The organism is Roseovarius maritimus, assembly GCF_043355895.2.
Taxonomy (GTDB): domain Bacteria; phylum Pseudomonadota; class Alphaproteobacteria; order Rhodobacterales; family Rhodobacteraceae; genus Roseovarius; species Roseovarius maritimus.
In genome coordinates, this window is sequence record NZ_JBHFPF020000003.1 from 345,255 (window position 1) to 358,919 (window position 13,665).

Here is a 13,665-nt window from a genome sequence, read left to right on the forward strand (position 1 = left end):
TGTCAGCATGCCAGGAGCCCCTTCCGCGTGTGGGCATGTTTTCAGTCGTCAGGACTGGCCCGACCGACATTGGTGCCGCGACGATTTCTGCGCCGCGTCACTGGGCTCTCCGAACATTGCCAGTTCAAGGTTTCGCGCCACGCGTTCGGTCCGGACCATCAGATAACGCGCCGCCTCGGTCGTTGGAGCGGTTTCTTCAAGCGTCGCGCGGAACAGTTCCAGCCAGCGTTCGAAATCCTCTCTGTGGACGTCGGGCAGATGTCGATGCTTTTCGAACAGGTCATCAGCGTAATCGCCCGTGTCAAAGGCCACGTTTCGCCAGAATGCGGTCATGCGGGCGACCTGTTGCGCCCTGTGGTGTGGGTCTTCGACCGCGTAGAACCGCTGCAAGCGCTTGTCTGCGCGTACCCGCGCGACGAAGAAATGTATCATTCGCGATAAATAGACGTCGTCGATGCCCATGATCTCCGCCGCCGCGCGACGCTGCGCGCGCGTACGTCCTGGTCGTGCTTGTCCGATCTTGAGCGGGTCACACATGTCGCGCCTCCTTCGCGATTGTCCCTTTTGTCGTAGGCAAGCTCCCGTTCGCTTAGGCGAAGCCCCCCTTTGTTCGGGTGCTTTGTCCGCCCAAGAGCACCTTTGTCGGTGAGCAAAGAACGTGCCATTTTGCTTCGACGTCTGTCCAGAGCATTATTCCTTGGCATCAGCTCGGGAAAGTTGCGCGTTCAAGGTTCGGGCTCCGGCGATTGGCGTCAGACAATGCACTTCGGTCAACTCTGACGGCAAAAGATAATAATTGAATACTATCAAAAATTAAATCATACTTCAAATGAATCGCCATTGGCCTGTGTTTCGAGTGGCGCAGTTGTTTATGCCTTGCCGCTTTCCTTTAGCTTCCTGCGCGACGTCGCGCCCGGAAAAACGCTTTGGGCCGGATGCGGATAGCATAGCAGGTCTGCCTCACGCGGACGCCGGTCGGTAAACGGAGACAGCTTAGTGAACACCCCGCGTCAAAAGAACCTTCCAGCCGACGAGCGTCGCAATGTCACCGTCGAAGCAGTCGTGGACCTGGCCGGCAGAACCAACCCGGATTCCATCACGACCGCGGCCATCGCAAAGCACATGAACCTGACGCAGGGCGCGATCTTTCGACATTTCCCGAACAAGGAAGCGATTTGGCAAGCCGTGATGAAATGGGTGGCCGAACGCCTCATGGCACGCATTGAAAAAGCGTCCGAGGGCATAGAGTCGCCCATCGAGACGATGCAGGCGATGTTTCTGGCCCATGTCGCTTTCGTTTCCGAACATCCCGGAGCACCGCGCATGATGTTCGGTGAGTTGCAAGGCGCCAAGGCCACACCCGCGAAACGCTTGGCGCATGCAATGCTCAAGCAATATGCGGCACGGCTGAATGACCTTATAGAAGCCGGAAAGGCACGCGGCGAATTACGCCCTGACCTTGATGGTGAGGCGGCAGCGACGCTTTTCATCGGCACGATCCAGGGATTGGTCATGCAATCTCTCATAGTCGGCGACATGGGCCACATGACAGAGGCAGCCCCGGGCGTGTTTGCCCTCTATCGGCGCGGCATCGAATCCGATGAAGCGAGCGAAGGCGGGTCCTGATCATGTCGCGCCGGCTTTCGATCATCCTTGTCATTGCGCTTCTTGGAGCATTGATCGGATATGCCTTGTGGAAAGTGTTTCTGGCCCCAAGCGGCTTGCCGCCGGAAGGTTTCGCGCGCGGCAATGGCCGGATAGAAGCGGACCTTGTGGATATTTCCAGCCGCCTGCCGGGCCGGGTGGCGACGATCATGGTGCAGGAAGGCGACCTTGTCGCGCAGGGCGATATCCTCGCCGTGATGGACACTACCGAGTTGGAGGCACAAAAGATGCGTGCGCAAGCCGCAGTTGCCAGCGCCGAGGCCGCGGTGGCTGTGGCCAAGGCCGGTTCGGCCAAGGCCAAGGCAAGCCTTGCCCTGGCAGCAAGTGAGCTGGCCCGCGCGGAAACCCTGAGCGAACGCGATGTCATCTCGCGCGAGAACCTCGACATTCGCCGCACCGAGGCACAGTTGGCCGAGGCAGGGCTCGCCGCCGCCGAGGCCGAGGCCCGAGCCAAGGAGCGCGCCGTCGACGCCGAGGCCGCCAACCTGCGCGAAATCGAGGCGCGGATCGCCGACAGCACGCTCTACGCGCCCGTTCCCGGCCGTATCCTCTATCGCCTGGCCCAGCCCGGCGAGGTGCTGGGCAGCGGCGGCAAGGTGCTGACGCTGGTAAGCCTCGGCAATGTCTATATGGAGTTTTTCCTGTCTGCCGGTGCCGCGCCAAGGGTGCGGCTCGGAGACGAGGCGCGGATCGTTGTCGATGTGCGGCCGGATGCCGCCATTCCCGCTATTGTCAGTTTCGTCGCCCCACAGGCGCAGTTTACGCCGAAACAGGTCGAAACCATCGAAGAGCGTGAAAGCCTGATGTTCCGCATCCGGGTGCGGATTCCGTCGCAGTTGGTCCAGGAGCGTCTGGCGCAGGTCAAGACTGGCGTGCGCGGCGTGGCTTGGGTGCGGCTGGTCGGTGCGGATGGCAGCGTGGCCGACTGGCCCGAGGGACTGACGCCGCCGGTAGTCGCGAGCTTGCCTGCGCCCCTCGTGGCCGGGGACGGGACCGGTGACGAGTCCGGGCAATGACGGCGATTGCCGAAGCCGCTCATCCGGCGGCACAGATCGTCTCTGTCAGCCACCGCTATGGCAAGGTCAGGGCGCTTGACGACCTGACACTGGACATTCCGTCTGGCCGGATGGTCGGGCTGATCGGCCCGGACGGGGTGGGCAAATCCACTCTGATGGGGCTGGTTTCGGGGGCCAAGCGGCTGCAGGCAGGGCAGATCCAGACGCTAGGCGGCGACATGTCCAGTGCTCGCCATCGCGCCGATATCGGGCGGCGGATCGCCTTCATGCCGCAGGGGCTGGGCAGGAACCTTTATCACGATCTGAGCATCCGCGAGAACCTGGAGTTTTTCGGCAAGCTGTTCGGTCAGGGCCGGGCCGAGCGGGCGGCCCGCATCGAGCGCCTGACAGGTGCGACGGGCCTCGCCCCTTTTCTCGACCGCCCGGCGGGCAAGCTTTCGGGTGGGATGAAACAGAAACTTGGGCTTTGCGCCGCACTGATCCACGATCCGGATTTTCTGCTGCTGGATGAACCCACGACCGGCGTCGATCCGCTCTCGCGGCGCCAGTTCTGGGATCTGATTGACGCGATCCGCGAGGATCGCCCCAACATGAGCGTTCTGGTCTCGACCGCCTACATGGAAGAGGCCGAGCGCTTCGAACACCTCATCGCCATGAACGAGGGGACCATTCTGGCCGAGGCGAGCCCCGACGATCTCAAGGCAAAGACAGGAACCGACACCGTCGGCGCGGCCTATGTCGCGCTGCTGGGCGGCGAAACAGACACCTCGGAGGCCAAGCCCTCCGCCCCGGAACAGCCCGACGGGAACGCCGACGAAACACCGGCGATCGAGGCGCGCGAGCTGACCAAGCGGTTCGGGGATTTCACCGCCGTGGATGCGGTCAGCTTTGAGATCAGGCGCGGCGAGATTTTCGGATTTCTCGGCTCCAATGGCTGCGGCAAGACCACGACGATGAAGATGCTGACGGGGCTGACGCCCGCGACGGAGGGCGAGGCGTGGATATTCGGCCAGCCGGTCGATGCGCAGAACCTCGACGCGCGCAGGCGCGTCGGCTTCATGTCGCAATCCTTCTCGCTTTACGGCGAATTGACGGTACGTGAGAACCTGCTTCTACACGCGCGCCTCTTTCATCTGGGCAGCGATCTGACCGCCAGGCGCATGGGCGAGCTGGTGCCGCGCTTCGGGCTGGAGCCCTACCTTGATCAGGGTGCGGCATCGCTGCCGCTGGGAGTGCGCCAACGCCTGTCGCTGGCGGTGGCGGTAATCCATGCACCCGATATCCTGATCCTGGACGAGCCGACCTCGGGCGTCGATCCGCAGGCGCGCGATGCATTCTGGGACATGTTGCTGGAATTGGCACATCGTGACAGGGTGACGATCTTCATCTCGACCCATTTCATGGACGAAGGCATGCGCTGCGACCGGATATCGCTGATGCATGCGGGCAAGGTTCTGGTGACTGACGCGCCCCAGGCGATCATCGCGGCGCGTGGCGTAGAGACGCTTGAGGACGCCTTCATTGCCCACATGTTGGACGCGATACCGCAAGATGAACCAGAGGACGACACCGCGCTGACCGTCAGCGAGACACCTGACCCTCCCAAAGATACGGCGGGCTTCAGCCTGCGCCGGCTTTTCGCCTTCACCACGCGCGAGGCGATGCAGGTGCGCCGTGATCCGGTGCGGCTGGTTTTTTCCTTCGTTGGCAGCGCGGTGTTGCTGCTGATCATGTCCTTTGGCATCTCGCAAGAGGTGCGGGAAATTCCCTTCGCCGCCTTTGACCAGGACCACAGCCCGGAAAGCCGCGCCTATCTGTCGAGCTTCGAGGACTCCGAATGGTTCCTTGAACGGTCGCGCATCGGTGGCGCCGATGAGCTTGAGCGGCGCATGGCTAGCGGCGAATTGGCGCTGGCGCTGCAGATCCCGCCGGATTTCGGCATCTCCGTGCGTCGTGGCGAGACAGCCGAGATCGCCGCGCTGATCGACGGCACCGATACCAGCCGCGCCGGCACAGTGGAAAGCTATGTCGAGGGCGCGCATACCCACGCGATGACCCAAGATGCGCGATCGGCGCTGGCCCTGGCCGACCTGACCAAGACGCAAACACCGGACCAGTTGCCACCCGCAACGCTTGAGCCGCGCTTCCACTACAACCCGGCGATGGAAAGCCTGCCCGCCATCGGCCCCTCGATCCCGCCACTTCTGCTGCTCTTGTTCCCCGCGATCCTGATGGCGGTCAGCGTGGCGCGGGAGAAAGAAATCGGCACGATCACCAATTTCTACGTCACCCCCACCGGGCGTGCCGAATTCCTGATCGGCAAGCAACTGGTTTACATTGCCATCACGCTGCTGAATTTTATCATTCTGACGGTGCTGGTGGTCACGGTGCTGGACGTGCCGCTGAAGGGCAGTCCTGCGGCGCTGGTTTTGGGCGCGCTGCTTTATGCAGTGGCGGCCACGGGGTATGGCTTGCTGGTGTCGACGATGGCCAAGACGCAGGTTACGGCGGTCTTTGCCGCAGCGATCCTGTCGGTGATGCCGACGCTGCAATTTTCGGGCATGATCACGCCGGTTTCCTCGCTGGAAGGACCCGCGCGGATCGTGGGCACGCTCTGGCCCACGACATGGTACATGGGGCTGAGCGTCGGCACATTCACCAAGGGGCTGGGGCTGCCCGAACTGTCGGGCCATCTGTTGCGTCTCGCCGCCTTCGGGCCGGTGCTGACCGGGCTTGCCGTGCTCGCCCTGCGCAAGCAGGAGCGGTAGCGATGCGCAGAATTACCAACATCTTCTGGCTGGCCGGCAAGGAACTGAAAAGCGTCCTTGGCGACCCTGTCATGGTCATCCTCATAATGTGGTCCTTCATCGTCGCAGTTATCCTGGAGGCCAGCGGCGCGGGCGACACGGTCTATAATGCCGCCATCGCCATAGTGGACGAGGACAGCTCGATGCTGACCCGCCAGATCGCCGACGCGCTTCGTCCCCCCTGGTTCCAGCCGCCGGTAATGATCGGAGCGGACCAAATCGCGCCTGAAATGGATGCGGGCCGGATCATGTTCGTCCTTGCCTTTCCGCCCGGTTTCGAAGCCGATGTGATTGCGGGCCTGATGCCCACCGCCCAGCTTGAGGTTGATGCCACGGCCGTGTCCCAGGCTCAACTCGGCACCGATTACATCGCCAATATCCTGGCCTCGGAAACCCGCGCCTTCCTGACGAACACTCCCGACGCACCCGATCCGGCTCTGCGGCTGGAGCTGCGCCGCGCCTTCAATCCCAACGGCGATCCGGTCTGGTTCAAGTCGGTCTCTTCTCTGCTTAATCAGCTGTCGCTTTTGACCATCGCACTCACTGGCGCGGCGATGCTGCGCGAGCGTGAACAGGGCACGATCGAGCATCTCATGGTGATGCCCCTCACACCGCTGGAGATCGCGCTGTCCAAGGTGCTGGCCAACGTGGTGGTCGTGCTGGCAGCCTTCACGCTGTCACTCCTCTTCGTGGTGCAGGGCGTGCTGGATGTGCCGATGGCCGGATCTGTGGCATTGCTGCTGGCGGGTACCGCTATTTATCTGGCCGCCGCCGCAGCCATCGGCATGTTCCTGGGCGCGATGGCGCAAAGCATGGCGCAATTCGCGCTGCTCGTGATCATGGTCATTATCCCCATCATCATGCTGTCGGGCGGCATGGGCGCCGTTGAGAGTCAGCCCGACATCGTTCAGCGTCTGACCATGTCCCTACCCTCGCGCCATTTCCTGGCCTTCGCCAAGGCGGTCGTCTTCCGCGGCGCGGGGCTGGATACCGTCTGGGTCCAACTGGCGCTCATGGGCGGGTTGGGACTGGCGTTCTTCGCGGCAAGTCTCCTGCTGTTTCGCCGGTCGATGAACTTGGCCGGGTAAAACCATGTGCTCAGAGCCCACGCGAGTCATGAGAAATGGGCCCTGGCCAGATCGAAACCGCTGCTATCCGGCGCACGCAGGTCGGAGCGGCAAGGCCGCTCTTGCTGCTGGTCCTTTTCGTTCTGGTGGACTGTAAATCGCGGCCGGGCCCGGAGGTTCGCAAGCGATGTCCTGACCTCACCTTTCTTCTGATTTACTGACCTGCGAGGCCCTGGTTTGCTTGGTCGCGCGGGGATTGTTGCATGGCGCACTCAAGGGAACTTCTCATGGGGCCGGATGTAGTAGTCGGATGAGCTGAAAGCGCGGAGTGTGGCCGAGATGCTGATCGATGGGGAGACGGTTGTGGATATATGGCACGGTATGATCTGCGGCCCAATCACCTATCGGCGTGGCGGCGGCTGGCGCGGGATGGAACGTTGGTTTCACCTGCGTTGCCGGAACGGGCGCCTGCGTTGGCGCCGATGGTTACCGATAAGATAACCGACCTTGCGCAGGGACCCCGGAACACACGCCTCAAAGCCCCGGCAGACCAGCCGGGGTCCATTATCGGCATCGGCCGCATCGTTTTTCTGACGCTTCACGAAGGGCTTCACACAGGCGGGTGGATCAGCCTCACCTCATGTCCAAGCCTGCCGATTCCCCGTCCCCGGAAATTGGCCTCACCACAGGCTTCCATCGCAACGATGCAGCGCGCTAGCCGTCCGAAAAACTCAGGGATCTGATCCTGTCTTAGCCTCTTGCGAAACACCGCTCGGCCAGAGCCATCTACTCCAAGAGCTTGGAACACGTTCATCGCCAGATCGAGCCCGACCCTGAGAATCTCCGACAGGACCGCCCTTCTTTGGGGATCATCGCACACACACCTTGGCACATTGATGCCGTCGGGGAGGGAAGCACATCATCAAGGCCCGGCCTCTAGAGCCGCGTGTCGAATTTGCCGGCGCCGCAAAGGTGCTCGTGAGCATCGGCGTACTCCACGGGCTCCCCTAGGTTATTGTGGGCGTGGTTTTCGGCTGCCGAGCACGTTTTTCCTTGGTTCGATGCCTTTTAATTCAGCGCTGGGAGTCTGTCAGCCCGGCGGAACCGGAGCGAGGGCGATATCGGCAAGAGTCGAATGATCGAGATCGGCGAAAAACGCGGCCTCGGCCGACTTTAGCCGCCCTTTGAGATGGCAGCGCCCGTCGATCACGCAATTTCCGCCCTCTGCGCTCAGGCATTCGACCAGGGGCTGGCCCTCTTCAAGGGACCGAACGACCGAGCCGAGCCGGATCTCGCCCGCTGGCCTCGCAAGCAGCGCACCACCTCCACCGCCGCGCCGCGTCTCGATCAGTCCCGCGCGGGCGAGGTGCTGCATGATCTTGGCCAGATGATTGCGTGAGAGGCCGAACTCTTCCGACAACTCGGCGGTCGAGAATGCACGCTCGGGCGCGCTCGCCATGCGCATCAGCATGCGCAGGCCGAAATCGGTAAAGGAGGTGAGGCGCATTGTCGCTGGTCTCATGATTGTATCGGTATTTACAATGCCAATTAGCAAACATAGGCTGAAATGAAAACCATGAAGACGGAAGTCCCATGACAATCTTCAGCGCATCACCGCAGATCGAATCCATCCGGCCCGGAACCGTCCCTGATGCCGGTCCCGACTTTCGCTAACGCAAGGATGACCCGATGGCCGAAGCCGCCCCGATCCACGACGCTGCGGAACTGACCCGCTACATCGAAACCCGCTACCATGCGCGCCATCGCGAACAGCTGCCGCGTCTCGCCGATATGGCGGAGACGGTCGAAAACGTGCACGTCGGCGATGACGATGTGCCCGACGGGCTTTCCAGCGTCCTGCGCCGCATGATCGGCGAGATGGAGGTGCACATGAAGAAGGAAGAACTGATCCTCTTTCCCGCCATCCGCAACGGCGGCGCACCGGGTATCGAGGCCCCCATTGCCGTGATGCGCGCCGATCATGACGACCATGCGACAGAGGTCGCCGATATCCGGCGGCTGACGGGCGGCCTCTCAACGCCGAAAGGGGCCTGCGGCACCTGGACCGCCCTTTATGACGGGCTGGGCACGTTCATCAGCGATCTGGAAGAGCATATGCGGCTGGAAAACGACGTGCTCTTCCCGCAGTTTGAGCAAGGGTGAGGTCCGACGATGGCGCTTGCGAGTGTGAGATCGGGCGAACGCGGGGCGACGGATCGCCTGCTGGACGCCGTCGTGTCCCGTCTCATCGACGATGGGATCCGGGTCGCGGGTGCCTTGCGCGCCCTGGCGCAGGGGGGCGGAAACGGACATTGCGACAGCGACCTGCGGCTTCTGCCCGATGGACCGGTTGTGCGGATCACGCAGGATCTTGGCGCAGGATCGACCGCATGCCGGATGGATGCTGGCGCGCTCGAAGCTGCCGTCGGCCTTGCGACCGCGCAGCTGTCTGCGGAAGGGGCCGATCTGGTCGTGCTGAACAAGTTTGGCCTGAGCGAGGCGGAGGGGCGCGGGTTTCGCGCGCTGATCGCGGAGGCGCTCGGGCGCGGCGTGCCGGTGCTGATCGGTGTGTCCGATACGCATCGCGCAGCCTTCGAGCGTTTTGCAGATGGCATGGCCACCACGCTGCCGCCTGATGAGGAGAGCGTCCTCGCGTGGTGCCGGGAGATGGCCCAACCGGCCACTGATGTCACGGAGAAAGTCTGAATGTACGATTCCGCCAACGATGCGCCGACACCAGTCCTTACCGAACATGTCCGCATACGCTATCATCAGGCGCGCCGGCAGGAGTTGCCCGATCTGATCGCCTTGGCGCGCAAGGTCGAAGCCGTCCATGCCGACGACATCAATGCGCCGCACGGATTGACACAGGCGCTCGAGGGCGTGGTCGCGGCTCTCGACGCTCATATACGCATGGAAGAGGCGATTGTCTTTCCGGCGCTGGCCGCCGGCGAGACCGCGAAGATGCTGGGCGCGCTGGCGGGCGTGCAGGATGACCGCGATGGACGACAGGTAGCGAAGAACCGGATCGCGGCGATCACGCATGGAATGAGGCTGCCTCTGGATGCCTGCGGCGCGTGGCGGCTGCTTTATGCCAAGCTGGGCGAGCTGGCTGCGGACCTTGACGAGCACATGTACCTTGAGAACGACGTGCTCTTTTCCCGGCTTCAGGCTCACGCATGAGCGAGCCGGGAGCATACACGTCGCCGCCCTGCATGGCGGGTGAGGTCGATCCGATCGGTTTCCATCAGCTCGGCGAGGGTTCGGAGCAGGCTCGAGGCATCGGGCGTGAGACAGTCCTGGCAGGCTATCGGCACATCAAGGCGGAACTCGACCTGGGCCCACATCTGACCACGATCTATCCCCACCCACCCCATGACATTCCGCTCGATCTGATCGCGACCAAGGCGGGCGTCACTGCAGAACGGGACTTCTGACCATGAGCATCAGCGCTGACACTTTCCCCCGAACCCCTGGGCCCCGGCCGAAGCCCTTTTCGCGGCTTGCCTGCACCTTGGTGCAGCCGATCCTGTCCCGCACCGTGCGGCGGATCGCGCGGCGGCATCCCTCGCTTTTCGCGCGGCTGGGTCCGCATCAGGGAACGGATTTCCTGATCGACCCGGTCGAGTTGCCTTTCGCGCTGCATCTGCGGCCCGATCCGCACGCGCTGATCTTTCGCGCGGTCCCGCGCGAAAACGCGCCCGAGGCAGGGGCGGTGATCCGTGGACGGTTCCTACTGCTGCTGGAATTGATGGACTCCGAAGAGGATGGCGATGCTGCTTTCTTCTCGCGCGACCTGGAGGTCTCCGGCGATACCGAGGCGGTGGTGCGGCTGCGCAATGCGCTCGACGATGTTGACGGCTCCATCGCCGAGGAAACCGCCGAGATGTTCGGCGCGCCCGGACGCGCGATCCTTGCCCGCCTGCGCAAGAGCTATTCCAACGACACGAAAGGATACCCGGACCGATGAGCATAGCCGAACTGATCTGCCCCGCCGGCACACCCGCCGCGCTGCGCACTGCCGTCGATGCTGGCGCGGATGCTGTCTATTGCGGTTTTCAGGATGCGACCAACGCGCGGAACTTTCCGGGGTTGAATTTCACACCCGACGAACTGGCCGCCTCCGTTGCCTACGCGCATGAAAAGGGCGCCAAGGTACTGCTGGCGCTGAATACCTATCCTCCCGCAGGCAAGATGGATCTCTGGCGCCAAGCGGCAGATACCGGCGCGAGGCTGGGTGTCGATGCCTTCATCGTCGCCGATATGGGTGTGGCAGAATACATAGCGCGCACGCATCCCGATGCGCGGCTGCACCTTTCGGTGCAGGCCGCCGCATCCAGCCCCGAGGCGATCCGCTACTATTGCGAGAGTTTCGGCGTCAAGCGGGTTGTCCTGCCGCGCATCCTGACCATCCCCGAGATCCGCCAGATCCGCAAGGAAATCCCCTGTGAGATCGAGACCTTCATCTTCGGCAATCATGGTCTGATGGTCGAGGGGCGCTGCAGCCTGACCAACTACCTGACGGGGCAATCGACCAATATGGACGGGGTCTGCTCTCCGGCGTCGGATGTCGAATACGCGCGGCACCAGGACGGATCGATGTCCTCACAGCTTGCCGGTTTCACCATCGACTGCTTCGGCGCGGACGAAAAGGCCGGCTATCCCACGATCTGCAAGGGCCGCTACACCGCGCCGCACCGGCCCGAGGGCTACTACGCTTTCGAAGAGCCCGTGAGCCTGAACCTCTCGCGGCTTCTGCCCGAGTTGATCGACGCGGGCGTCCATGCCTTCAAGATCGAGGGACGGCAACGGTCCAAAAGCTATGTGCGCGGCGTGGTTTCGGCGTTCCGTCGGGCGGTCGATGATATCCGCGCGGGCGGCACCGCGGATATGGCGGATCTGGTGGCGCTGACTGAAGGGCAGAAACAGACGCAAGGCGCGTTCGAGACAAAGAAATGGCGGTGAAAAAGATGACGAAACTGACCCTTGGCCCGATTGCCTATCACTGGTCCGCTGATACGCGCCGCGATTTCTACGCCCGCATCGCCGACGAGGCGCCGGTGGACGAGGTCTATCTGGGTGAGGTGATCTGCTCCAAGCGTGCGCCTTTCCACGAAATGGACCTGCCCGCCACGATCGAACGCCTCGAGCGCGCGGGCAAGACGGTGATCCTGTCCACGCTGGCGGAGGTCATGCTGAAGCGCGAGCGCAAGGCGACCGAGGATCTGGCGGCGATGGAGACCCCGGAAATCGAGATCAACAACGCCGCCGGCCTGTTCGCGCGCGGGCGGCGTCCGCATCGTATCGGGCCGTTCATGAACGCCTATAACGAGGCCACTATCGCCTGGATGGCCGGGCAGGGTGCGACTCATGTCTGCCTGCCTGCCGAAATGCCGGCCCCTGCGATTGCCGTCGCCGCCGCGGCCGCGCGCGAGCTGGGCCTCGGCGTCGAAGTGCAGGTCTTCGGCCGCGCGTCGCTTGCGGTATCGGCGCGCTGCTATCATGCACGTGCGCATGGTCGCACCAAGGATAACTGCCAATTCGTCTGCGACAAGGATGCCGACGGTATGCCGCTGCGCACCACTGATGATCGCCCGATCCTGCGGGTCAACGGCATCCAGACCCAGTCCGAAAGCTATATCGATCTGCTGCCCGAAACTGCGCGGCTGGCGGGCGATGGTGTCACCCATCTCCGGCTGATGCCGCAGGCGGTGGACATGGTCGCGATCGCTGCGGCGTTTCAGGATGTTCTGGCCGGAAAGATCGCCGTCGACGATGCGACCGCGTTGCTGCAAGAAACCTGTGGGCCGACGCCATTCAGCAACGGGTTCTATCACGGCAAGGCTGGCTATCGCCGCATCGCCATGGCGTCGGAAGCCTGATTGCGCGAAGGATCTCACCAACAAGGTTGCGGCGACACATGTGAGCTACCCGCTGAAAATGGGCCAGTGACATAAAGTGCGATTTGCCGTTTTCCGGTTTTCAAGACCGAGGAGATCAGGCGATGTCAAAACGCAGAAATCATGGTGCTGGCTTCAAGGCTCGCGCGGCGCTGGAAGCCGTGAAGAACGAGCGCACCGTGTCAGAGCCGGTGTCCGAATACGGGTTGAATCCGACGACGATCCATAGGTGAAAGAAGCTGCTGAACGACCGGCAGTTCCTCGAAACGCCGTTTCATGGTGTCCGGCAGATGATCCGGCTCCTGAAAAAATATGGGCAATTCTTTAAATCAGAAGCGCATCCGGCGGCTGATGCGGCTTATGCGCCCGATGCCGATCTGCCAGAGACCCAAAACCGCGACGCCTGCCGAGAGGCTTAAAACCTACCCTTACCTGCTGGATGGCCTGCGGATTGGTCGGCTCAACCAGGTCTGGTGTGCCGACATCACGTACCTGCCGATGCCGCAGGAGTTCGTCCACCTGGTCGCCATCATGGATTGGTTCACCCGCAAGGTGCTGGCCGGGCGCATCTCGGGTACGGTGTAGGCCGACTTCTGCATCGAGGCGCTGAACGAGGCGATCGACCGCTTCGGCCAGCTGGGGATCGAGCATTCGGATAGTCATATGATGGCCACCAGTTCTCGGGTGGTTTGACTCGAACACTGATCGACCGTTCGCTGGGTTGGTGCCCGACCACACCTTCATCGAGCGCCTGTGGCGGTCCCAGAAGCATGGGTGCGTCTGCCTGCATGCTTGGAATACCGGTTCTCAGCCGAAGGAGGGCGTGGGCCGATGGACCATCAGCTACAATCACCAGCGGCCGCACACCGCCCATGGCGGACAGCCGCGCGCCGTGGTCTTTTTCAACCAAATCGAAAGCGACCAGCATGGAGAGAGAATAGCTGAAATCTTTTCGGAAAGTGTCCAACAGATTTGGAGCAGCCCAGTGTTCGCTGACCTTGAAGCAGCAGGCGAATGCAGAAAAGCTTTTTCACCGATGTTCAAACTATCAGCGTGATCAAGGAGCAGGAGGTTTGAATGTATGCGCCCAACGAAGGCTGGCTCTCTCCCATTTAAATCGCAATAACTCCACCTGTCCACATCGCCTGTTCACATCGCCCGCGGCCAAGGCAATGCCGGGAGGGCGTGCTGCGCCTGAGAGATTTGAGGG

Annotated in this window: 16 protein-coding genes and 1 pseudogene; 14 read left to right on the forward strand and 3 right to left on the reverse strand. The window is 62.5% G+C overall.

The features are described from left to right. Positions 1 to 48: 48 nt before the first annotated feature. Positions 49 to 537: a group III truncated hemoglobin gene (locus ACEWPM_RS09035; RefSeq protein ID WP_393961343.1), complete on the reverse strand. Its 489-nt coding sequence runs from the start codon at positions 535 to 537 to the stop codon at positions 49 to 51. Positions 538 to 996: 459 nt separating this feature from the next. Here ACEWPM_RS09035 and ACEWPM_RS09040 point away from each other — a divergent pair, with 459 nt between their 5' ends. Genes ACEWPM_RS09040 through ACEWPM_RS09055 form a run of 4 tightly spaced genes read left to right on the forward strand, consistent with a single transcriptional unit; the run spans position 997 to position 6,576 of the window. Continuing rightward, positions 997 to 1,626 (forward strand): TetR/AcrR family transcriptional regulator, encoded by a 630-nt coding sequence (locus tag ACEWPM_RS09040; protein WP_393961344.1) that lies wholly within the window; start codon positions 997 to 999, stop codon positions 1,624 to 1,626. 2 nt (positions 1,627 to 1,628) lie between these two features. Next, positions 1,629 to 2,681, forward strand: a complete 1,053-nt coding sequence (locus ACEWPM_RS09045) for an HlyD family secretion protein (RefSeq protein ID WP_393961345.1) — start codon at positions 1,629 to 1,631, stop codon at positions 2,679 to 2,681. Beyond that, positions 2,678 to 5,449, forward strand: a complete 2,772-nt coding sequence (rbbA, locus tag ACEWPM_RS09050) for a ribosome-associated ATPase/putative transporter RbbA (RefSeq protein WP_393961346.1) — start codon at positions 2,678 to 2,680, stop codon at positions 5,447 to 5,449. Before ACEWPM_RS09045 ends, rbbA begins: the two co-directional genes overlap by 4 nt. Before the next feature lie 2 nt (positions 5,450 to 5,451). Beyond that, positions 5,452 to 6,576, forward strand: coding sequence for an ABC transporter permease (locus tag ACEWPM_RS09055; protein WP_393961347.1), 1,125 nt, complete (start codon positions 5,452 to 5,454; stop codon positions 6,574 to 6,576). Positions 6,577 to 7,121: 545 nt separating this feature from the next. Here the strand turns inward: ACEWPM_RS09055 and ACEWPM_RS09060 are convergent. Further along, positions 7,122 to 7,405 (reverse strand): annotated as a pseudogene (locus ACEWPM_RS09060) (IS110 family transposase); the annotation flags it as partial. A 240-nt stretch (positions 7,406 to 7,645) separates the two neighbouring features. Next, entirely contained in the window at positions 7,646 to 8,062 is a 417-nt protein-coding gene (locus ACEWPM_RS09065) for an Rrf2 family transcriptional regulator (protein ID WP_393961456.1), read from the reverse strand. A 182-nt stretch (positions 8,063 to 8,244) separates the two neighbouring features. Between ACEWPM_RS09065 and ACEWPM_RS09070 the strand changes: the two genes are divergently transcribed. The 10 genes from ACEWPM_RS09070 (at position 8,245) to ACEWPM_RS09115 (ending at position 13,512) form a co-directional block, all read left to right on the forward strand. Then, entirely contained in the window at positions 8,245 to 8,718 is a 474-nt protein-coding gene (locus tag ACEWPM_RS09070; protein ID WP_393961348.1) for a hemerythrin domain-containing protein, read from the forward strand. Positions 8,719 to 8,742: 24 nt separating this feature from the next. After that, positions 8,743 to 9,261 carry a DUF2478 domain-containing protein gene (locus ACEWPM_RS09075; protein WP_393961349.1) on the forward strand — a complete coding sequence of 173 codons (519 nt, stop codon included), beginning with the start codon at positions 8,743 to 8,745 and terminating at the stop codon, positions 9,259 to 9,261. After that, positions 9,262 to 9,738 carry a hemerythrin domain-containing protein gene (locus ACEWPM_RS09080; RefSeq protein ID WP_393961350.1) on the forward strand — a complete coding sequence of 159 codons (477 nt, stop codon included), beginning with the start codon at positions 9,262 to 9,264 and terminating at the stop codon, positions 9,736 to 9,738. Next, positions 9,735 to 9,992 carry a hypothetical protein gene (locus tag ACEWPM_RS09085; protein WP_393961351.1) on the forward strand — a complete coding sequence of 86 codons (258 nt, stop codon included), beginning with the start codon at positions 9,735 to 9,737 and terminating at the stop codon, positions 9,990 to 9,992. Before ACEWPM_RS09080 ends, ACEWPM_RS09085 begins: the two co-directional genes overlap by 4 nt. A gap of 2 nt (positions 9,993 to 9,994) precedes the next feature. Further along, on the forward strand, positions 9,995 to 10,525 hold the full coding sequence (gene ubiT, locus ACEWPM_RS09090) for a ubiquinone anaerobic biosynthesis accessory factor UbiT (protein WP_393961352.1): 531 nt from the start codon (positions 9,995 to 9,997) through the stop codon (positions 10,523 to 10,525). Further along, positions 10,522 to 11,520 carry a ubiquinone anaerobic biosynthesis protein UbiU gene (ubiU, locus tag ACEWPM_RS09095; protein ID WP_393961353.1) on the forward strand — a complete coding sequence of 333 codons (999 nt, stop codon included), beginning with the start codon at positions 10,522 to 10,524 and terminating at the stop codon, positions 11,518 to 11,520. Before ubiT ends, ubiU begins: the two co-directional genes overlap by 4 nt. Positions 11,521 to 11,525: 5 nt before the next feature. Further along, positions 11,526 to 12,437, forward strand: coding sequence for a ubiquinone anaerobic biosynthesis protein UbiV (ubiV, locus tag ACEWPM_RS09100; RefSeq protein WP_393961354.1), 912 nt, complete (start codon positions 11,526 to 11,528; stop codon positions 12,435 to 12,437). Positions 12,438 to 12,559: 122 nt separating this feature from the next. Then, positions 12,560 to 12,688 (forward strand): hypothetical protein, encoded by a 129-nt coding sequence (locus ACEWPM_RS09105; RefSeq protein ID WP_393961355.1) that lies wholly within the window; start codon positions 12,560 to 12,562, stop codon positions 12,686 to 12,688. A 79-nt stretch (positions 12,689 to 12,767) separates the two neighbouring features. Further along, complete coding sequence (locus ACEWPM_RS09110; RefSeq protein ID WP_393961356.1) at positions 12,768 to 13,040, forward strand: hypothetical protein; 273 nt, start codon at positions 12,768 to 12,770, stop codon at positions 13,038 to 13,040. A 139-nt stretch (positions 13,041 to 13,179) separates the two neighbouring features. After that, positions 13,180 to 13,512, forward strand: a complete 333-nt coding sequence (locus tag ACEWPM_RS09115; RefSeq protein ID WP_393961357.1) for an integrase core domain-containing protein — start codon at positions 13,180 to 13,182, stop codon at positions 13,510 to 13,512. Positions 13,513 to 13,665 lie beyond the last annotated feature (153 nt).